The following is an 18627-nucleotide window of genomic DNA, read 5'->3' on the forward strand; positions in this document are numbered from 1 at the left end:
GTGTTCAACCCGGCACGCGTCCCTCGACACCTTTCACGTAAAAGTTCATTTGGCGCAGGAAGGCGTCGTCGGCAACCTGGCCCCGGGGCAGAACTTCCTTGCCACTGTTGTCCATCAACGCACCGCGCCAGATCGCGAAGCTGCCGTCGCTCAGGCCGCCGCGCACGGCGGCCACCCGGGCATTGACCGCAGTGGGCACGTCGGCGGGTACGCCCACGAGATCGACCGCCCCCTCCTTCATGCCCCACCAGGCATGGCCCGTGACCCAACGGTCATCGAGCGCCTCGCCCACGGCCCTGATGCAATACGGTGCCCAGTTGTTGACGATGGAGCCGAGGTGCGCCTTCGGCGCAAAGCGGCCCATGTCGCTGGACAGGCCAAAGCCATGCCGGCCCAGTCGCTCGGCCGTCTGCAGGGCTGCCGGGGAATCCGTGGTCAGCATCAGCACATCGGCCCCCTGGTTCAACAAACTCAGCGCGGCCTCGGTCTCGCGAGGCGGGTCATACCACGCGTTGACCCAAACGACGCGCACGCGCGTCGCGACGTCCATCGCCTGCGCACCCAGGGTGAAGGCGTTGATCCCGTTCAGAACCGCCGGCGCGGGCAGCGCACCCACCACGCCGAGCAGGCCGCTGCGTGTCGTGCCTCCAGCGATCAGACCGGCCAGATACGCAGGCTCGTAGGAGCGCGTGTCGTAGGTGCGCACGTTCGCTGCGTTCCTGAAGCCGGTGGCGTGCTCGAACTTCACGTCCGGATGGTCGGCGGCCACCCGGAGCACGGCCTCCATGTAGCCGAACGATGTGGCGAAGATCAATCCATGGCCCAGCGCCACCAGATCGCGCAGCACGCGTTCGGCATCGGCGCCTTCGCGCACGGCCGGCACCACCGTCACGACAACCTGCGGACCGAAGCGGTCCTCGACCGCCCGGCGAGCAGCGTCGTGCGCGAAGGTCCACCCCGCATCTCCCACTGGCCCGGGGTAGATGAAGCCCACCTTCAGCGGGCGCAACGCCGCCGACAAGGGGGCGCACACGCTGCTGCCCAGTGCGGCCAGCAGGAGGCGGCGGGTGATGGCGGTGGGTGGTGCGTTCATGGCGCCTCCTCGGCCACCGTGTACTCCAAAATGCCCCCATCCGCAAGCATGCGGGGCTGCGCGATCCGATGCGCCGACTACCATGTGCCCTCGTCCGTTCAACCTCCCACACAAGGCACACCCCATGGCATCTGCTCCCTCTCCCCGTGTTGCGCTGGTCACCGGCGCCGGCAGCGGCATCGGCCGCGCCGTGGCGCTCGGTTTGCTCAAGGACGGTTTTCACGTGGTGCTCACCGGGCGCCGGCCCGAGCCGCTGGCCGCCGTGGCCGAAGCGGCCCAGGCCGCCGGCCAGCATGCATGGGCCATACCGGCCGACGTGCGCGACGAACACAGCGTGCAGGCCCTGTTCGACCAGATCGAGAAACGCCATGGCCGCCTGGACGTGCTGTTCAACAACGCGGGCGTCAACGCCCCGGCCGTGCCGATCGACGAGCTGCCCCTGGAGCGCTGGAAGGACGTGATCGACACCAACATCACGGGCGTGTTCCTGTGCGCGCGCGCCGCCTTCGGTCTGATGCGCCGACAGACGCCGCAGGGCGGGCGCATCATCAACAACGGCTCCATCTCGGCCCACGCGCCGCGCCCTTTCAGCAGCCCCTACACCGCGAGCAAACACGCGGTGCTGGGCCTGACCAAGACCATCGCCCTGGACGGGCGCGACTTCAACATCGTGTGCAGCCAGATCGACATCGGCAACGCGCTGACCGAACTCTCGGCGCGCATGACCCAGGGCGTGCGCCAGGCCAACGGCACGATGGCCACCGAGCCCATGATGGACGTGCAGCACGTGGCCGAGGCCGTGCGCTACATGGCGGGCCTGCCGCTGTCCACCAACGTGCTGAACATGACCGTGATGGCCAGTCAGATGCCTTTCGTGGGCAGGGGCTGAGCGGCCGCAGTGCGCGGCCGCGCCGCGGCTTCGCTCCATGCGTAGGCCGGCAGAGCCAGCACCAGCGGCAGCAGATAGTAGGCGGCGCGGTAGGCCAGCACCGTGGCCAGCACCTCGGTGGCGGGCAGGCGGCCGCCCAGCGTGGCGACGAACACCGCCTCCAGCACACCCAGGCCGGCCGGCACGTGCGTGAGCACGCCGGCCACCGCTGCCAGCAGGAGCGCGCCAAGCACGGCGGGGTAGTCGATGCGCCCACCGAACAGGCTCCAGACGATGGCGCCGATCAGCAGCCAGCTGGCGCCCCCCAGCAACGCCTGCAGCGCGGCCAGGCGGGCGCCGGGCAAGGCCAGGGTGTGCCCGCGCCAGCTCAGTTCGCGCTGGCGCGACCAGGTGCTCAGCGCCAGGTAGCCCAGCGCCAGCGCCAACATCGCCGCGCCCATGGCGCGCAAGCCCAGATCGCCCGGCACCCACGACTCGGGGAGTCGCGGCGGGGCGAACAACAGCACGGCACCACCCACCCACAGATAACCCAGCCAGTTCGTCACCATGCTGTGCGCAATGACCTTGGCCACCGTCGGCGCCGACAGGCCACCGCGCATGTAGAGCCGCAGGCGCAGACCGAAGCCGCCGACCAGGGCGCCGAAGTTGAGGTTGAACGCATAACTGATGGCGGCGGTGGCGAGCGTGCGCGGGATCGAGAGCGTGTGGCCGGTGAGGCGGCGCCCGATCAGGTCGAAGCTGGCATACAGGCCGTAGCTCAACAGCGCCAGGCCCGCTGCCGTGAACCCCTGGGCCAGCGTGAGCGCCTGCAGCGCCCGCCACACCTCGGGCCACGCCACCGTGCGAGCCTGCCGCACCACCAGCGCCAGCACCAGCGCGGCCAGTGCCCACGGCGCGATGCGCTTGAACCATCGCCAGGCCCGCTGCGCCGCCGGACTCATGGCGCGTCGACGTGCATCGGCACGACCTTCGGTTCGCGCACCGACCATTTCGATGCCCATACGGGAAAACGCCGCAGCACATGAAACACCACCATGCTGCGCACGGCGATCCAGGCCGAGCGCAAGCGCCCCGTGGCAGGCCGCTGCACGCTGTCGCAACTCTGCGTCATCAGGTGGTCGATGCGCTCGCGCAGGTGCCGGGAGAAGACTGCGTCGCGCACCACCACGTTGGCCTCCAGATTCAAGCTCAGGCTGGTCGGGTCGAGGTTGCTGGAGCCCACGGTGGCCCAGATGTCGTCCACCACCGCCACCTTGCCGTGCAGCGGCCGCTCGTTGTACTCGTACACGCGAACGCCAGCGCGCAGCAGGTGCCGGTAGAGCAGCTCGGTGGCGCGTTTCACCCAGGGCTGGTCCGGGTGGCCCTGCAGCACCAGGTCGACCTGCACACCCCGCCGCGCCGCCTGTCGCAGGTCGCGCAGCAGGCGGTAGCCGGGGAAGAAATAGGCGTTGGCAATCAGGATGCGCTGGCGCGCGCTGCGCACCGCGACGCGGTAGTGGCGCTCGATGTCGGTGCGGTGCTCGTTGTTGTCACGCGTGACGAACGCGGCCACCGCGCCGTCTTCATGAACGTCAGCAACACCGCCGCGCGCCAGGCCGGCACGCCAGCGTTGGAGCCACTGCCTGCGTGCCGGCTGCGGCGCGTCCACGTTGGCGCGGCAGAAGGCCTGAATCTGCCCCACCAGCGGACCCTCGATCTCGACCGCGTAATCCTGCTTGGCCTGAGGCCCGAATTCATGGAGGTGGTCGATCGAATAGTTGATGCCTCCCACGAATGCGCTCAGGCCATCGACCACCACCAGCTTGTGGTGCATGCGCCGCAGCAGGTTGATGCGCGCACCGAACAGGCGCTGCGCCGGCTCGAAACTGCGCAGACGCACGCCGGCATCGAGCAAGGGCTGCGTGAACGAGGCCGGGAGGTCGGGCGATCCCCAGCCGTCGATCAGCACGTGCACTTGGGCGCCACGCCGGGCCGCGGCCATCAAGGCCTGCTGAAGTTCGCGCCCGACCTTGTCGTCAAACAGGATGAAGGTCTCCAGCAGCACTTCTTGCTCGGCTGCGGCGATGACCTCGAACACGCGCGGATAGTAGCCTTCGCCGTTCTCCAGGAGGGTGATGCGGTTGCCCGGTACCCAGCGCGAGTTCATGGTGCCTCCGACACTTCGATCTCGGCCGCCACCGGCGCATGGTCGGACAGCTGCGCCCAGGGCCGCCGAGGCATGGGCAGTGGCTGGGCGGCGGCGACACCTCGCACATAGATGCGGTCCAGCCGCAGCAGCGGCCAGCGTGCGGGGAAGCTGCGCACGTGATGACCATGTGCCTCCCTGAACACCTCGCGCAGGCCGCTGGGCGCGAGCAGCGCATCGGCGCGCGAGCGCCAGTCGTTGAAATCGCCGGCCACCACCAGCGGTGCATCGGCGGGCACCTCTGCCTGCACGGTCTCGCACAGCCGCGCGAGCTGGTGGCGCCGGTGCGATTCGCGCAGCCCCAGGTGCACGCACATCACGTGCAGCGCGGGCAGGCCATCGGGCAGGGTCACTTCGCAGTGCAGCAAGCCGCGCGGCTCCACCCCCGGCAGCGACATGTCGTGGTTGTGGCTGCGCACCACGGGAAAGTGCGACAGCACCGCGTTGCCGTGGTCCAGGCCCTCGGCCACCGCGTTGCGCCCATAGGCGTGATCGGGCCAGATCTCGTCGGCCAGGAACTCGTATTGCGCGCCCACCGAGGTCGCGCTGCGCCCCTCGGTGCCGCCCTGCACCTCCTGCAGGAACACCAGGTCGCTCTGCACGGCGCGCACGGCTTCGCGCAATTCGTGCAGCACGAAGCGGCTGTTGAAGACGTCGTAGCCTTTGTGGATGTTGACGGTGAGCACGCGCAACGACCTTGAAAGCGGAAGCGCGCTCATGCCCTGGAATGGCGCGCACGCGCTGGGAACAGCATAAGCATCCCTCCATCCTGCATCGGGATCGCGCAGTTGTCCGTGTGATGGCGCACAGACCAGGTGCGCCGCGGCGCGAGCACCCACTCCCATCCTGCAGGATGACGCGGCGCTTGTCGACCCGCAACCAGCCTTTTCGGGACCAGCTCAGTGTTGCGGATCGAGCGTGAGCTCGGCCACCGTGCCCACACCGCGCTGACGGCGCGCACCGCCTGCCACGCCCCGGTCGGCGGCGCGCAGCAGGAAGCCGCGGTTGACAGGGCTGTGCGGCCGCAACGCCAGGCGTTCGTTGGCCAGCGCCTCGGCCAGACCGATGCGGCGCCCGCGCAGCGCGGCCTCGGTCAGGGTCCAGTCGATCACGTCGCGCTGTGCGTGGCTGCCGCCAAAGCTGTTGGCAATGAAGCGTGCGCGGTGGAGGTGTTGCACAGCCGAGTCGTGGTCGCCCTGCCAGAAGGCGGCGAAGCCGGCCACCAGATCGGCCCCCGTGTCGGCCGCCCAGCGCGAGGCTTCCCGATCACGAGGGGCGCCACGCAGCGCCGCTTGCAGACGCTCCACGTCGCACGTGCGGCCCGCGCCCAGCCAGGCCATCGCCGCGTGCCAGTCGTTGAACGGGTAGAGCGCGCCATCGGCGTGCGCGTCCCAGGCGGTGGCGAGCTCTTTCCAGCGATCGCCCACGTCCACGCCGCTCATCGTCAGGCGCCAGAGCAGGGCGGAGGCGTCGACCATGTCCACCGCCACCGCGCTGCGCCCACTGCGGATCGGGCCGTCGTACAGTGCGAGCGCCTGATCGGCCTGGCCGAGTTCCAGGTGGCACAGCGCGCGGTGCCACCAGTTGTGCACCTGGAAGAAGTTGTCGTCACCCGACCAGTGCGGCTCGCGCGCGATCATCCAGCCGATGCCGTCCTGGTGGCGCGCCTGCATCTCCATCACGTGGGCCACGGCGTGGTGGGCCCAACAGTCCAGCGGCTGCGCATCGAGCGCGCTGCGCCCCACGTCTTCGGCCTGCGCGTACTGACCCGACTCTTCCAGGCCAAAGGCATGCATGCCGAGCAGGATGGAGTGGCCCGGCATCTCGGCGCTCCAGTGCGGCAGGGTGCGCGCGATGCGGTCGCGCAGGCTGCGCGCGTTGGCGCGGAAGAAGTCGCACAGGTGGCCCACCTGCAGCGCCACGATGTCGAACGGGTGGCTTGTGTGGTGGTGGTCCAGCGCGATGGCCGCAGCCGACCACTCGCCCTGCAGGATCAACTCGATGGCGACGCGGTGCGAACGCTCGCGCTCGTTCATGGGCAGATCGGCTGTGGCCTGCAGCAGCTCGCGCGCGCCGGCAGCGGCAGCGGGCTCCGTGGCGATGGCCATCAGGTGGGCCTTGAGCAGGTAGGCCATGACAAAACCGGGCGCGGCTTCGGTGGCGCGCTCCAGCGCGGCCATCGGGTCGCCGCGGTACAGGTTGAAGGCGGTGACGGCCTGTTCAAAGTGGGTGGCGGCCTCTGCGGTGGCGCCGGTGAGGGTGTGACCCTGTGCGTCGGTGATCATTGAAAAATACTCCTTGGTTGCGTGGCCGGTGCTCGGTAATGGACGGAGGGCATTGCCTCGCTGGCACCGGTGGGATTAATCTATGCCCCTCTGCCCGCCGGGGCCATGCCCGCGGCGCCGGCTTTTCTTGCCGAAACGCCTGCCATGACCGCCCCTTACCCCATCGATGCATTGACCGACGTGCTGCACGCGCTGCGCCTGCGCGGCGGCGTCTTCGTCGAGGCCGAGATCGGCGCACCCTGGAGCGTGTTCTCCAAAGTCGGGCCGGAGGACTGCGTGGAATTCAACCCCGCACCGCGCGAGGTGATCGCCTACCACTACGTGTGCGAGGGCGAAATGACCCTGCGCGTGGAGGGCGAGGCGGGCGCCGTGCGGGTGCGCGCGGGCGAGCTGGTGATCCTGCCGCGCAACGACCGCCATCTGGTGGGCAGCGACCTGGCCGTGCCACCCATGGCGGTGGAACAACTGGAACACCAGCCGGGCGACAGCGGACTGCTGCGCCTCACACACAGGGGCCAGGGACCGATCACACGGTTCTTCTGCGGCTACCTGGGGCACGACAACGTCAACGATCCGCTCATCAACGCCCTGCCCCGGGTGTTGCACCTGAGCCTGCGCGACCCGGCCGCCGCCCAGTGGTTCGAGAGCTCGTTGCGATTCGCCTCACAGCCCATGGGCGTGGTGCACGGCGTCTCGCCCAACCTGCTCGGTCGGCTGGCCGAGCTGCTGTTCGCCGAAGCCGTGCGCCAGTACCTCGCGCAACAACCCGAGGGCAGCACCGGCTGGCTGGCGGGCCTGGGCGACGCCAAGGTGGGCCGCGCCCTGGCCCTGCTGCATGGAGACCGACAGCGCGGCTGGACCACCGAAGAGCTGGCGCGCGAGGTGGGTTTGTCGCGTTCGGCCTTCGCCGAGCGCTTCAATGCCCTGATGGACGAACCCCCCATGCGCTACCTGGCACGCCAGCGCATGCGGTATGCCGCACAGCGGCTGCTGGAGAGCAACGAGCCGATCGCGCGCATCGCCGAAGCCACAGGCTACGAGTCGGAGCCGGCCTTTCACCGGGCGTTCAAGCGCGCGCACCAGATGGCGCCCGCGGCCTGGCGCAAGCAGCACGCGTCAAGGCCGCCTGACCCCAGGCTTTGAGCGCAGGGGGCCCGGCCGATCAGACCACCGGGTCGAGCGTGAACTCGGCGACCGTGCCCACGCCGGGCTGGCTGCGCACGCGCACCTCACCACCGTGGTGGCGCACGATGCGCTGCACCATGCTCAGGCCGATGCCGCTGCCTTCGAACTGCGATGTCGAGTGCATGCGCCGAAACGGCTGGAACAGGTGGCGGGCGTGCGCCATGTCGAAACCGGCACCGTTGTCGGTCACGCGGTACCAGGTGCGACCATCTTCCTGAAAGCTGTCGACCCGAATGCGCGCCACCGGCACGCGTGCGGTGTACTTCCAGGCGTTGTGCAGCAGGTTCTGCCAGACCTGCGCCACCAGATCCGAGCTGCCCTGTGCGTGCGGCAGCGAATCGAACCGGATCTCGATGGCCCGATCGGTCTCGCCACCGCGCACCAGAGCCCAGGTGTCCCCGGCCAGGGTGCGCATGTCGATGTCCTGACGCCGCAAGACCTCCTCGTCAATTTGCGCCAGCTTGCACAGCGCATCGATCATCGAGTTCATGCGCCGCGTGGCCTTGTCCACCTGCTCGCTGTATTCCAGCGCCTCGTCGGTGTGCCCTTGCTCCATGCGTTCGCGCATCAGACCCATGAAGCCCTGGATGGCCAGCAACGGCGCCCGCAGGTCGTGCGCCACGGCCCGGGTGAACTCGCGCACGCGATCCTCGCCGGGGTCCAACGGCGGCAGCGTGTCTGGCGCGTCGAGGCTGGCCTGCTCGCTCATCGCCTGCAAGGCTTGGTAACCCTGGCGAAACACCGCGTCCTGTGCCATGCGCTCGGTCACGTCGCGCACGATGCACAACACGATGGTGAGCGCGCCAACGCGCATCTTGTCGGCGCTGATCAGGCAGGCGCGCTGCTGGCCATCGCGGCGGGTCACGGTCACGGGCAGCGCGTCCAGCAGGCCGCCCAGATCGATCGCGCGCGCCATGCTTTTCAGGTTGTCCATGCCGATGTGGTGTGCCAGGGCACGCAACGGCTGCCCCACCACCTCGCCTTCGGGCAAACCCAGCAGGGTCGCCACCGCCGGGTTGGCATCCTGCACAACGCCGCTGTCATGGTCGACCACCAGCATCGGCTCGGGATTGCGCTGGAAGGTGCGATCCAGCAGTTCTTCGGATCGTCGCAACGAACGCTCGGCCTCGCTGCGCCGTGCACGCTCGGTGGCCACCGAGCGCCCACGCTGGCGCAACAGGTACGCAGCCAGCAACAGCAGCAGCGTCCCACCCACGGCGACCAGCCAGGTCCAGCGGCGCTGCTGCGCCATGTCCCGCTCCATCGCCTGTCTCTCGGCGTTCGCGGGCTTGTCGTTGAGCCAGCGCTCGCGCAGCGCGGGCAAGCTGCCGTTGGCCTCCAGCCGATCCATCACCTCTTGCAGGCGCTGGCGCAACTCGTCGTTGCCCCGCACCACCGCCAACGAATACGTTTGCAAGCTCAGGTTGCTCAAACCAGCGACCAGGCCCGGCACCTCACCCGAGGCCATCACCGGATCGGCGTAGGCGCGGGGCAGCAAAGCCATGTCGGCGAACCCGAGCTTCACCGCCCGCAAGGCCGACTGCGCGTCGGTCGCGCGCACGTAAGTGGCGTCGATACCGGAGAGCCACTTGCTCAGGCTCTCGCGCATGGGTTCGTGGTCCAGCACGGCAATGCGCAACCCCTGCAGATCCTGCAGGGCACGCGGCGCTGGCAACCCCACCGGCAGGTACACCGCAAAGGCCGGCGCCGCGTGGCCTTTGAGAAAGTGCGCGTAGGCGCGTCGCTCGGTGGTCTCCACCATCGCGATCACGTCCACCCGCCCCGCCTTGAACGCCTCCACCGTGGCCGGCCAGGCTTGCAGACTGGTGGACACCTCCACACCCAGTTCGCGGCCGACGGCCTGCATCAGGTCGATCTGAAAGCCTTCGGCTTGACCCTGGGCATTGAGGGACTCGAAAGGCGGGAACGCGGCGTCACCGCCATAGCGCAAAGTGGTCTGCGCCTGCACCACAGGACAGACGGCCGCCCATGCCAGGACCACGGCACACAGCCAACGCCCGGCGAGGCCCCCAAGCCATGCGTCATCTCCCGTCTGATTTCGTTTCGCGTGTGTGGATCGCGGCATGCTGGATGGCACAAGGTGGGTGCCCCGTCCCCCACGGACGGCACCTTTGCCGACAGTGCCACAAATCCGCGCCTGGCAGGTGTCAGGAGCGCAGCAATTCACCCGATTTGTCGGATACCCCCCACACCAGTGCAGCGCGTGCGGGGAATCAGCCCTTCAGCGCAAAGCCCGCGATCTGCTTGTAGTTGTCCGAGATGGCGCGCAGCTCGTCCTGGCTGATCAGATCGTCGATGTTGTCGAAGGGCCGTCCGCCGCTCAATTCGTCGGCTTTCATGATGATGAAGTCCGGTGGCAGGGTGCGGTTGGTTTCCACCACGCGGGCGGTGGCCAGCAGGCGGGCGTCCTGGTAGCGCTGCAGGGCGGCGCGCAGATCGCCCCCCGCGGCCTGTTCGTTGGCGATTTCGTCGGCCAGCGTGCGGGCATCGATCAGCGCCTGCGCCGATCCGTTGGAGCCGCGCGGGTACATGGGGTGGGCGGCGTCGCCCATCAGGGTGACGCGCTCGAAGCTCCAGCGCGCCAGCGCGTCCTTGTCGACCATGGGGTACTCGAACACGTGTTCGGCTGCGGTGATGAGCGCGGGCACGTCGAGCCAGTCGAACGTCCAGTCGGCGAAGGTGGGCAGGAAGTCCTCGGCCCGGCCCGGGCGGTTCCAGTCGTTCATGCGGGCTTCGCTGTCGCGAATCTCGGCCACCCAGTTGATGAGCTGATTGCCCCGCCCGTCCACGTTGTCGACGATGGGGTAGATCACCATCTTGCCGGTGTCGATGGAGCCGACGCGGATGTAGCTCTTTCCGCCCAGGATGGGCTTGTGCACCGTGGTGCCGCGCCAGGTGTTGATGCCGGCGTAGCAGATCTGGTCGTCCGGGTAGAAGTGCTTGCGGATGGCCGAGTTCACACCGTCGCAGGCCACCACCCACTGCGCGCGCACCGGCGCCACCGGGCCCTGGGCGTTGTCGGAAAACGAGAGCGTGACGCCCTCACTGTCCTGCGCCAGGCTGGTGCAGCGGTAACCCGTGTGCAAATGCTCCGCGCCCAGGCGTTTGAGCGCCGCGTCAAACAAGATGCGGTGCAGCTTGCCGCGGTGGATGCCGAGCTCGGGCAGTTCGTAGCCCGCATGCCGCCCGCGCGCCTCGCCGTATACGCGCTGGCCGAACCGGTTGAAGAACACGCTCTCGCGGTTTTCGATGCCCGCAGCTTCCAGCGGCGACAGCAAGCCCAGCGCGGTGAGCTCCTCCATGGCGTGCGGCAGCAGCGTGATGCCCACGCCCAGCTCCTTGACCTCGGCCACACCCTCGTACACATCGCAGGCAATGCCGCGCTGGTGCAGCGCCAGGGCAAACGCCAGCCCGGCGATGCCGCCGCCCACCACCGCGATCGCGGTCTGCTCTGCCATCGTCATTCAGCCTTGATGTTCTGGGCCTTGATGAGAGCCGCCCAACGCTCCGCGTCTTTCTGGACCAGCTCGCCAAACGCCTCGGGCGTGCTGGTGCTCGGGTCCATGCCCTGGGATGAAAACGCCTTCTTCACCTCCTCGCTGGCCAGAATGCCGTTGATCTCGCGGTTGAGCGTGGCCACCATGGCCGGGGCCATGCCTTTGGGCGCAAACACGCCGTACCACATGTCCACATTCACGTCGGCGGTGCGCGACTCGGTGAGCGTGGGCACGTCGGGCAGCAAGGCGTGACGCTTGTCGCTGCCGATGGCCAGAGCCACCAGGCGACCACTGCGGATCTGCGGCAGCGCCACATGGATCGGCAGGAACATCGCGTCCACCTGGCCACCCAGCAGGTCGGTGAGCGCCGGGCCGGTGCCGCGGTAGGGGATGTGGGTGATGAAGCTCTTGCTGGTGTTCTTGAACAGCTCCATCGACAAGTGGTGCGGCGTGCCCACGCCGGGCGAGGCGTAGTTGAGCTTGCCGGGCGCCCGGCGGGCGGCTTCCACCAGGTCACTGGCGGTCTTGAAACCGGTCTTGGGGTGGGTCACCAGCATCAACTGGCCCCAGCTGGTCAGACTCACCGGCGTGAGGTCGCGCAGCGGGTCGAACGGCGCTGCGGGGTAGAGGCTGCGGTTCATCACCAGAGTGTTCACGCTGACCAACAAGGTGTTGCCATCGGGCGCGGCGCGCACCACGGCCTCGGTGCCGATGTTGCCGGAGGCCCCGGCCCGGTTGTCCACCACCACCGGACGCTTCAGGCGCTCGGACAACCGGGGTCCGATGGTGCGGGCGATGAGATCGATGCCAGTGCCGGGGGTGAACGGGACGATCAGGCGCAGCGGCGCATCGGTCGTCTGGGCGTGGGCCAGACCCGTGCTGGCGAGCACCGCCAACGCCAGCAGGCCGCGGCGGGCGCAAGATGCCAGGGGCTGCCATGAAACAGCAGCAAGGGTTTTCGAGCCTGTCATTTGATGTCTCCTATCGTTAGCATGCGAACCATTATGAAAGTCAACGCCGGTTGACCGCCATTCGTAGAATCCCGAGTTTTCACTTCATGACCCTGAAAGACCTGTACCAGCGCCCGGGCTTCCTGCTGCGCCGCACCCACCAGATTTCGGCGGCGGTGTTCGAAACCGCCTGTGCCAGCGTGGGCCTCACCCCGGCCCAGTACGGCGTGCTCACCGTGCTGGCCAACGAACCGGGCCTGGACCAGACCCGGTTGGCGCGTGCGCTGGCGTTCGACAAGGTCACCGTGATGCGGGTGTGCAAGGGGCTGGAGGAGCGCGGCATGATCGAGCGGCGCATGTCCGAACACAGCAAGCGCCAGATGGCGGTGGTGCTCACGCCGGCCGGCAAGAAGCTGCTGCAGCGGGCGCGCGACCCGGCCGAGCAGGCCTACCAGCGTCTGCTCTCGCCCTTGACGCTCACGCAGCGACAGCAACTGATCGAGATTCTGGAAACCCTCACCCGAGGCCTGGCCGCCGATGCGCGCGCACCCTTCGTGCCCCTGCTGCCGCCGGATCTGGTCGAGACCCCGGGCGAAACAGCGAGCGAGCCCCAGGTCCGGGCTGCGCGCAAGCCCCGCACCAACACGGGGCGCAGTGCGCCGGCCAAGCGCGGCTGAGACGCCCGCTGCCATCTGCTTTTGGTGCAAAACCGGCGCCCGCGCGGCGCAAAAACGCGCTTGCCTTCGGCAAACGGCTGGCACGCTTTCTGCTGATACCACGCTTGCAAGAAGAGCCATCTGGGGTCCGCCCCCGAGACAGCTCGGCACTCAGGTGCACTAGGGTTCCGACCGCTTCCGCGGTGTCTGGTCCGAGAGTGTGCCGGCCTCATCGCAGGCTCCACGGAGGGACAAAAGCCCGGGAGAACGATCACAGATCGGTTCTTCCTGCGCGTCCTTTCAACCCATGGAGCCTCAATGATGAAATCCTCTGCCCCCACCCACTCGAGTCGGCGCAACCACTTCCTCAAGCCGGCCCTGGGCCTGGCGCTGTCGCTGGCAACGCTCACCTCGTTCGCCCAGACCCCCGCCTCCATGAAGATCGCCACCGTGGTGTGGATCGGTTATGGCCCGTTCTACGTGGCTGAGGCGCTGGACCTCTACAAGAAATACAACCTCAAGGTCTCGCTGCAGGTCTTCAACGACCCCGCACTGATTCCCGCGGCCATCGCCTCCGGCGCGGTCGACGGCGGCATGTTGACCTACGACCAGGTGGTGGGCCAGGTGGCGGCGGGACGCAACATGAAGGTGGTCATGCCCATCGATTACTCCAACGGTGGCGACGCGATCGTGGCCGACGGCGGCATCATCAAGGTGGCCGATTTCAAGGGCAAGAAGATCGGCTACAACCCGCTCTCGCCGAGCGACTTCCTGCTGTCTTACGCGCTCAAGACGGTGAACCTGACCGAGAAGGACATCACCCCGGTGAGCATGACACCCGAGGCCGTGCCGGCCGCCATGGCTTCCGGCCAGTTGCCAATCGGCGTGACCTACGAGCCCAGCCTGTCGCAGATCCTCGGCCAGGGCGGCGGCAAGAAATTCAAGGTGGTGTTCTCCTCGAAGAACGCACCCGGCCTGATCGCCGACGTGCTGGTGTTCGACGACAAGGTGATCAAGGCCAAGCCCGCCGAGATCACCAACATCATGAAGGCCTACCTCGACGGCATGGCCTACATGAAGGCCAAGCCCGCCGAGGCGCACAAGATCATCGGCAAGTTCATGGGCGTGTCGGCCGCCGAGGTGAAGGAACAGCTCACCGGTGTCTACAACATCCCGCTGGCCGAGATGCCCAAGGCCTTCGCGCCCGCGAAGGAAACCACCTCGTACTACGCCAGCGGTGAAATCATCGGCCAGCTGCTCAAGGCCAAGGGCCAGATCACCGCCGTCCCCGCCACCGAAGCCACCTTCGACGCCAGTCTCGTGAAGGCGCTGAAGTAACTCCCGGGGCACCTGCACCAGTGCCCGCCAGGGCATCGGTGCGGTGACGACTGCGATCTCCACCGAAGGCATTTCCATGAAACCGGTTTTCCGATACGAGGACGGCGTGTGGCCGAACGTTTCCGCCATGGGCTTCACCGTGCTGGGCTGGCCCGCGGGCATCGCGCTGCTGGGACAAACGAGCTGGCTGCTGAACGCACTGGGCGTGCTGCTGGTGGCGCAGACGCTCATCTGGTCGGCCTACTTCATCCACGAGTTCGCGCACAACGCCATCTTTCGCACGCCACAGGCCAACGAACGCTGGGGCACGCTCATGAGCTGGATCAACGGCAGCTGCTACGCCAGCTTCGCCGACATGCGCCGCAAGCACATGCGCCACCACGTGGAGCGCGCCGACGTCATCACCTTCGATTCGCAGGCCTTCCTGCGCGCCCACCCGCTGGTGCGCCGTGTGGTGCTGGCGTTGGAATGGGCCTGGATCCCGGCGGTGGAGTTCGTCATGCGCGGCTTCGTGATCGCCATGCCCTTCATGGGCGACAAGAAGAAGGAAGCGCGCGGCCGCGTCATCGGCGTGGTCGTGGTGCGACTTGTCGCGCTGGCGCTGCTGGGCTGGTGGTCGCTCAAGGCGCTGCTGCTGTACGCGTTCGCCTTCCTCATCTTCGTGACCGTGCTGCGTTTCGCCGACTGCTTCCAGCACACCTACGACGCCTACCCCATCCTGGACGACACGCCGATCCCGGCCGACAAGCTGCGCGACCGTGCCTATGAACAGGCCAACACGTACAGCGACGTGGTGAGCCTGGACGCGAAATGGCTCAACCTGGTCTGGCTCAACTTCGGCTTTCACAACGCGCACCACGAGCGCCCCACCGCGCCCTGGTACCGCCTGCCCGCGTTCCACCGCGAGCTCTACCCCGACAGCTACCCGCAGGTGATCACCGTGGGTGAATTGCTGAAGAGCTTCCACATCAACCGCGTCAAGCGTGTGCTGGCGAGCAACTACGGCGCCGTGCAGCCGCCCGGCACGTCGGGCCGTGCCGATGGCTTCCTGGGCGCGGTCGGGGTGTCCTTTTTGACCGCAGTCTGACATGGCCGTCGACCACGGCCTGCAGGGCAAGAGCGTGCTCATCACCGGCGCGGCCGGCGGCATCGGCCAGGCGCTGGCGCGGGCCTTTGCGGCGCAGGGTGTGCGGTTGATGCTGCTGGACCGGGTCGATTCAACGCTCACCCTGGATCTGATCCGGCAAGACCAAGCCAGCTCCGTTCGTGCTGAGCCCACCTCCGTTCGAGCTGAGCCCACCTCCGTTCAGGCTGAGCTTGTCGAAACCCCGTCCACAGGGTTGGTGAGCCCTTCCACAGGCTCAGGGCGAACGGAAGTGTTTGACGCTCGGGCTGAGCCCACCCCCGTTCGGGCTGAGCTTGTCGAAGCCCTCTGCATCATGTGCGACCTCGGCGACGCCCAACAAGTGGCCGCCGTTGCAGACCAGGTGCGTGAACGCTGGGGAACCCTGGACGTGCTGGTGAACAACGCCGGCACCGAGTACCCCACACCCATAGACGACCCGGCGCCCGACTCCATGAACCGCTGGGCCGGCCTGCTCGACAACAACGTCACCTCCATGGTGCGGCTCACGCAGGCGCTGCTGCCCTTGCTGCCGCGCGGCGCCAGCGTCATCAACCAAAGCTCCATCTGGGGCCGCATCGGCGTGGCCGGCTTCTCGGCCTACGCGGCGAGCAAACACGCAGTGGTCGGCCTCACTCGCTCGCTGGCGCTCGAACTGGGTGCCCGCGGCATCCGCGTGAACGCGGTCTGCCCCGGCTGGATTCGCACCGAGGCCGCGATGCGCTCGCTCACCGCCATGGCGCAAGAGCAAGGCCGCAGCGAGGCCGAGGTGGAGCGCGAGATCCTGGCGCGCCAGGCGGTACCCGAGATGCTGACGCCAGCCGACATCACCGGCGTGTTCCTGTTTCTCGCCAGCGGCGAATCCCGTTCGCTCACCGGCCAATGCCTGGTGGCAAGCCACGGCGAGGTGATGGCATGAGCGCGCAGGGTAGTCCAATGAGCGTCTCGCTTTCGCTCGCCGGCCGGACCGCGCTGATCACGGGCGCGGCCACCGGCATCGGCCGCGCGATCGCCATCCTGTTTGCTCAGGCCGGTGCGCGCGTGGTGGTCAACCACCTGAACCGGCCCCAGGAGGCCTCCATGGTGGTGAAGATCATCAAGACCGCGGGTGGGCAGGCCTTTGCGATCAGTGCCGACGTGAGCGACGGCACAGCCGTGCAGCGTCTCGTGGGCGAGGTGCTGCACACCGTGGGCGATCTCCACATCCTCGTCAACAACGCCGGCATCATTCAGGAAAAGCCCTTCCTCGACACCAGCGAAGACGACTGGGACCGCATGCTCGGCGTCGATCTGAAGTCGGTGTTTCTGATGTCACGCGCCGTGCTGCCCGGCATGGTGGCGAGCGGCAGCGGCGTCATCGTCAACCTCGCGTCCGACCTCGGCATCCTGGGCCGCGAGAACTGCGCGCCCTACTGCGCGGCCAAGGCCGGCGTGATCGGTCTGACCAAGTCGCTGGCGCGCGAATTCGCGCCGCACGGCATCCGCGTCAACGCCATCGCGCCCGGCCCGGTGAACACGGCCATGGTCTCGCTGGAGCACATGGGCCCCGAGTGGATGGAGAAGGAACTCGCGATCCCGCAGCACCGCGTGGCCGAGCCCGAGGAAATCGCAGCCACCGCGCTGTTTCTCGCGTCCGACCTGTCGCGCTTCTACTGCGGCCAGGTGCTGGGGCCCAACGGCGGTTCGACCATGCCCTGAGTGCTTTCGATGTCCGTGCTCACCCACCCGTCCAACCGCGTCGCCACCGGCGTGCTGCTGTTTTCTGCCTCGCTGTGGGGCCTGTCGTGGATGCCACTGAAGTGGTTCATCGCGCAGGGGCTCACCGGTCCCATGGTGTCGCTGCTGTCCTACGGCCTGGTGGGTCTGGCCAGCGGCATCTTCATCTGGCGCCAGCGCGCCGCCTGGCGCCCCCAGTGGGGCCTGCTGCTGGCGCTGGCCGTGGTCGGTGGCTGGGCCAACACCGCGTTCGTCAACGCGCTGATGCTGGGCGATGTGGTGCGGGTGATGTTCCTGTTCTACCTCTCGCCGGTGTGGTCGGTGCTGGGCGGCTGGCTGTTCCTGAAAGAGCGCATTCCGCCGCTGCGTTGGGCGGCCGTGGTGGTGGCGCTGGTGGGGCTGTGGCTGTTCCTGGGCGGCCCGGGCGGGATCGACCTGGCCTTCACCTTCGTGGACTTCCTCGCGCTCTCGGCCGGCTTCTGCTTCACGGCCAACAACGTGATCGCGCGCGCCGCGCAGCAGGTGCCCATGGTGAGCAAGACCTTCGCGGTGTTCGCTGGCTGCGGTGTGATCTCGCTGATGGCCACCAGCGCGCTGGGCCACAGCGCGCCCACGAACATGGGCCTGGGTGTGTGGCTGGCCGTGCTGGCCTACGGCTTCGTCTGGCTGCTGCTGGCCACCGCCACCTGGCAGTTCGGCGTGACCCACATCGAGAGCAGCAAGGCCGGCGTGATCCTGCTGGCCGAGCTGGTGGTGGCGGTGATGAGCGCGCTGTGGTTCGGCAACGAGTCCATGACCGGCCTGGAGTGGGCCGGGGGCGCGCTGATCGCCTTGGCCGCGCTGGCCGAGGCCACCGACACCTCACCTGTTCCCAAAACCCAACCCCAAGGAACCTGAATGAACCCCACCGTGTGGATGAACGAACTCTCCTGGGTCGACTACCAGTCGCGCGTGCAGCGCGACCAGCCGCCCGTGCTGCTGCCCGTGGGCGCGCTCGAACAGCACGGCCCGCACCTGCCGCTGGGCACCGACGGCCTGCTCGCCAGCGCCGTGTCGGCCGACTCCGCCGCCTTGGTGGGCGGGCTGGTCGCGCCCACGCTGTCGTACGGCTACAAGTCGCAGCCCAAGTGCGGCGGCGGTCAGCACTTCTGCGGCACCACCAGCGTGGACGCGGCCACGCTGGTGGGCCAGGTGCGCGACGCGGTGCGCGAGTTCGCGCGGCACGGTTTGACCCAGCTCGTGATCGTCAACGGCCACTACGAGAACCAGTGGTTCCTGATCGAGGGCATCGACCTCGGCCTGCGCGACGCCAGAGCCGCCGACCCGGCGAACCCGTTGCAGGTCATGCGCCTGGAGTACTGGGATTTCATGACACCCGAAACCCTGGGTGATGTGTTCCCCGATGGTTTCCCCGGCTTCGCGCTGGAGCATGCGGCCGTGCTGGAGACGTCCATGATGTTGCACTACCACCCCCACCTCGTGCGCATGGACCTGCTGCCCGACGACGGCCCGGCCGACTTTCCGCCCTACGACATGTACCCACCGCGCACCGACTGGGTGCCGGCCTCGGGCGTGCTCTCGTCCGCGAAAGGGTCTGATGCCGCCAAGGGCCGGTTGCTGGCCACCGAGGTGGCACGCCGCATGGCCGAGGCCATCACCACCGGCTTCACCCGGCCCGCCGGCGTCTGA

Annotated in this window: 17 protein-coding genes and 1 riboswitch; of the genes, 9 read left to right on the forward strand and 8 right to left on the reverse strand. The window is 68.1% G+C overall.

Annotated elements, in window-relative coordinates:
* Nucleotides 1-4 precede the first annotated feature (4 nt).
* A complete protein-coding gene (locus ASE11_RS12950) occupies nt 5-1093 on the reverse strand; it encodes a BMP family ABC transporter substrate-binding protein (RefSeq protein ID WP_056271844.1) in 1089 nt (362 codons plus the stop codon).
* A 124-nt stretch (nt 1094-1217) separates the two neighbouring features.
* On the opposite strand from ASE11_RS12950, the gene ASE11_RS12955 reads away from it, so the two are divergent.
* Complete coding sequence (locus ASE11_RS12955; protein ID WP_056271845.1) at nt 1218-1982, forward strand: SDR family oxidoreductase; 765 nt, start codon at nt 1218-1220, stop codon at nt 1980-1982.
* Here the strand turns inward: ASE11_RS12955 and ASE11_RS12960 are convergent.
* The 4 genes from ASE11_RS12960 to ASE11_RS12975 all read right to left on the reverse strand — a co-directional run bounded on the left by ASE11_RS12960 (nt 1955) and on the right by ASE11_RS12975 (nt 6452).
* Entirely contained in the window at nt 1955-2923 is a 969-nt protein-coding gene (locus ASE11_RS12960) for a lysylphosphatidylglycerol synthase domain-containing protein (RefSeq protein ID WP_056271850.1), read from the reverse strand. The genes ASE11_RS12955 and ASE11_RS12960 overlap by 28 nt on opposite strands.
* Nucleotides 2920-4128, reverse strand: a complete 1209-nt coding sequence (clsB, locus tag ASE11_RS12965; RefSeq protein WP_056271854.1) for a cardiolipin synthase ClsB — start codon at nt 4126-4128, stop codon at nt 2920-2922. Before clsB ends, ASE11_RS12960 begins: the two co-directional genes overlap by 4 nt.
* Nucleotides 4125-4886, reverse strand: a complete 762-nt coding sequence (locus ASE11_RS12970; protein WP_056271857.1) for an endonuclease/exonuclease/phosphatase family protein — start codon at nt 4884-4886, stop codon at nt 4125-4127. Before ASE11_RS12970 ends, clsB begins: the two co-directional genes overlap by 4 nt.
* A gap of 180 nt (nt 4887-5066) precedes the next feature.
* Entirely contained in the window at nt 5067-6452 is a 1386-nt protein-coding gene (locus ASE11_RS12975) for a tetratricopeptide repeat protein (RefSeq protein ID WP_082585713.1), read from the reverse strand.
* Nucleotides 6453-6596: 144 nt separating this feature from the next.
* On the opposite strand from ASE11_RS12975, the gene ASE11_RS12980 reads away from it, so the two are divergent.
* Nucleotides 6597-7595, forward strand: a complete 999-nt coding sequence (locus tag ASE11_RS12980; protein ID WP_200959351.1) for an AraC family transcriptional regulator — start codon at nt 6597-6599, stop codon at nt 7593-7595.
* Between the two features lie 19 nt (nt 7596-7614).
* On the opposite strand, the gene ASE11_RS12985 is transcribed toward ASE11_RS12980, so the two are convergent.
* The 3 genes from ASE11_RS12985 to ASE11_RS12995 form a co-directional block, all read right to left on the reverse strand.
* Nucleotides 7615-9639 (reverse strand): ATP-binding protein, encoded by a 2025-nt coding sequence (locus ASE11_RS12985; protein ID WP_162258043.1) that lies wholly within the window; start codon nt 9637-9639, stop codon nt 7615-7617.
* A 232-nt stretch (nt 9640-9871) separates the two neighbouring features.
* Nucleotides 9872-11116, reverse strand: coding sequence for a flavin-dependent oxidoreductase (locus ASE11_RS12990; RefSeq protein ID WP_200959357.1), 1245 nt, complete (start codon nt 11114-11116; stop codon nt 9872-9874).
* 2 nt (nt 11117-11118) lie between these two features.
* Nucleotides 11119-12126 (reverse strand): tripartite tricarboxylate transporter substrate binding protein, encoded by a 1008-nt coding sequence (locus ASE11_RS12995; RefSeq protein ID WP_056271867.1) that lies wholly within the window; start codon nt 12124-12126, stop codon nt 11119-11121.
* Nucleotides 12127-12212: 86 nt separating this feature from the next.
* Here ASE11_RS12995 and ASE11_RS13000 point away from each other — a divergent pair, with 86 nt between their 5' ends.
* From ASE11_RS13000 to ASE11_RS13030, 7 genes are all read left to right on the forward strand, one after another.
* Nucleotides 12213-12782, forward strand: a complete 570-nt coding sequence (locus tag ASE11_RS13000; protein WP_082585715.1) for a MarR family winged helix-turn-helix transcriptional regulator — start codon at nt 12213-12215, stop codon at nt 12780-12782.
* 148 nt (nt 12783-12930) lie between these two features.
* Nucleotides 12931-13029, forward strand: a riboswitch (guanidine-I (ykkC/yxkD leader).
* Between the two features lie 53 nt (nt 13030-13082).
* Nucleotides 13083-14099 (forward strand): ABC transporter substrate-binding protein, encoded by a 1017-nt coding sequence (locus ASE11_RS13005; protein ID WP_082585732.1) that lies wholly within the window; start codon nt 13083-13085, stop codon nt 14097-14099.
* A 76-nt stretch (nt 14100-14175) separates the two neighbouring features.
* The gene (locus tag ASE11_RS13010; protein ID WP_200959352.1) at nt 14176-15186 is read left to right on the forward strand and encodes a fatty acid desaturase family protein; all 1011 of its coding nucleotides are present in this window, start codon (nt 14176-14178) and stop codon (nt 15184-15186) included.
* A 1-nt stretch (nt 15187) separates the two neighbouring features.
* The gene (locus tag ASE11_RS13015; RefSeq protein WP_056271869.1) at nt 15188-16141 is read left to right on the forward strand and encodes an SDR family NAD(P)-dependent oxidoreductase; all 954 of its coding nucleotides are present in this window, start codon (nt 15188-15190) and stop codon (nt 16139-16141) included.
* A 17-nt stretch (nt 16142-16158) separates the two neighbouring features.
* Complete coding sequence (locus tag ASE11_RS13020) at nt 16159-16920, forward strand: SDR family NAD(P)-dependent oxidoreductase (protein ID WP_056271874.1); 762 nt, start codon at nt 16159-16161, stop codon at nt 16918-16920.
* Nucleotides 16921-16929: 9 nt separating this feature from the next.
* A complete protein-coding gene (locus tag ASE11_RS13025; RefSeq protein WP_056271877.1) occupies nt 16930-17835 on the forward strand; it encodes a DMT family transporter in 906 nt (301 codons plus the stop codon).
* Nucleotides 17836-18627: a creatininase gene (locus ASE11_RS13030; RefSeq protein ID WP_056271881.1), complete on the forward strand. Its 792-nt coding sequence runs from the start codon at nt 17836-17838 to the stop codon at nt 18625-18627.

It is taken from the genome of Hydrogenophaga sp. Root209 (genome assembly GCF_001428625.1).
Lineage (GTDB): Bacteria > Pseudomonadota > Gammaproteobacteria > Burkholderiales > Burkholderiaceae_C > Hydrogenophaga.

Coding starts and splice junctions, on each gene's coding strand:
- ASE11_RS13020 (WP_056271874.1), top strand. CDS start 16,159: ATGAGCGTCTCGCTTTCGCTCGCCGGCCGGACCGCGCTGATCACGGGC.
- ASE11_RS12975 (WP_082585713.1), bottom strand. CDS start 6,452: ATGATCACCGACGCACAGGGTCACACCCTCACCGGCGCCACCGCAGAG.
- ASE11_RS12990 (WP_200959357.1), bottom strand. CDS start 11,116: ATGGCAGAGCAGACCGCGATCGCGGTGGTGGGCGGCGGCATCGCCGGG.
- ASE11_RS12980 (WP_200959351.1), top strand. CDS start 6,597: ATGACCGCCCCTTACCCCATCGATGCATTGACCGACGTGCTGCACGCG.
- ASE11_RS12955 (WP_056271845.1), top strand. CDS start 1,218: ATGGCATCTGCTCCCTCTCCCCGTGTTGCGCTGGTCACCGGCGCCGGC.
- ASE11_RS12950 (WP_056271844.1), bottom strand. CDS start 1,093: ATGAACGCACCACCCACCGCCATCACCCGCCGCCTCCTGCTGGCCGCA.
- ASE11_RS12970 (WP_056271857.1), bottom strand. CDS start 4,886: ATGAGCGCGCTTCCGCTTTCAAGGTCGTTGCGCGTGCTCACCGTCAAC.
- ASE11_RS12995 (WP_056271867.1), bottom strand. CDS start 12,126: ATGACAGGCTCGAAAACCCTTGCTGCTGTTTCATGGCAGCCCCTGGCA.
- ASE11_RS13025 (WP_056271877.1), top strand. CDS start 16,930: ATGTCCGTGCTCACCCACCCGTCCAACCGCGTCGCCACCGGCGTGCTG.
- ASE11_RS13000 (WP_082585715.1), top strand. CDS start 12,213: ATGACCCTGAAAGACCTGTACCAGCGCCCGGGCTTCCTGCTGCGCCGC.
- ASE11_RS13030 (WP_056271881.1), top strand. CDS start 17,836: ATGAACCCCACCGTGTGGATGAACGAACTCTCCTGGGTCGACTACCAG.
- ASE11_RS13010 (WP_200959352.1), top strand. CDS start 14,176: ATGAAACCGGTTTTCCGATACGAGGACGGCGTGTGGCCGAACGTTTCC.
- clsB (WP_056271854.1), bottom strand. CDS start 4,128: ATGAACTCGCGCTGGGTACCGGGCAACCGCATCACCCTCCTGGAGAAC.
- ASE11_RS12960 (WP_056271850.1), bottom strand. CDS start 2,923: ATGAGTCCGGCGGCGCAGCGGGCCTGGCGATGGTTCAAGCGCATCGCG.
- ASE11_RS13015 (WP_056271869.1), top strand. CDS start 15,188: ATGGCCGTCGACCACGGCCTGCAGGGCAAGAGCGTGCTCATCACCGGC.
- ASE11_RS13005 (WP_082585732.1), top strand. CDS start 13,083: ATGAAATCCTCTGCCCCCACCCACTCGAGTCGGCGCAACCACTTCCTC.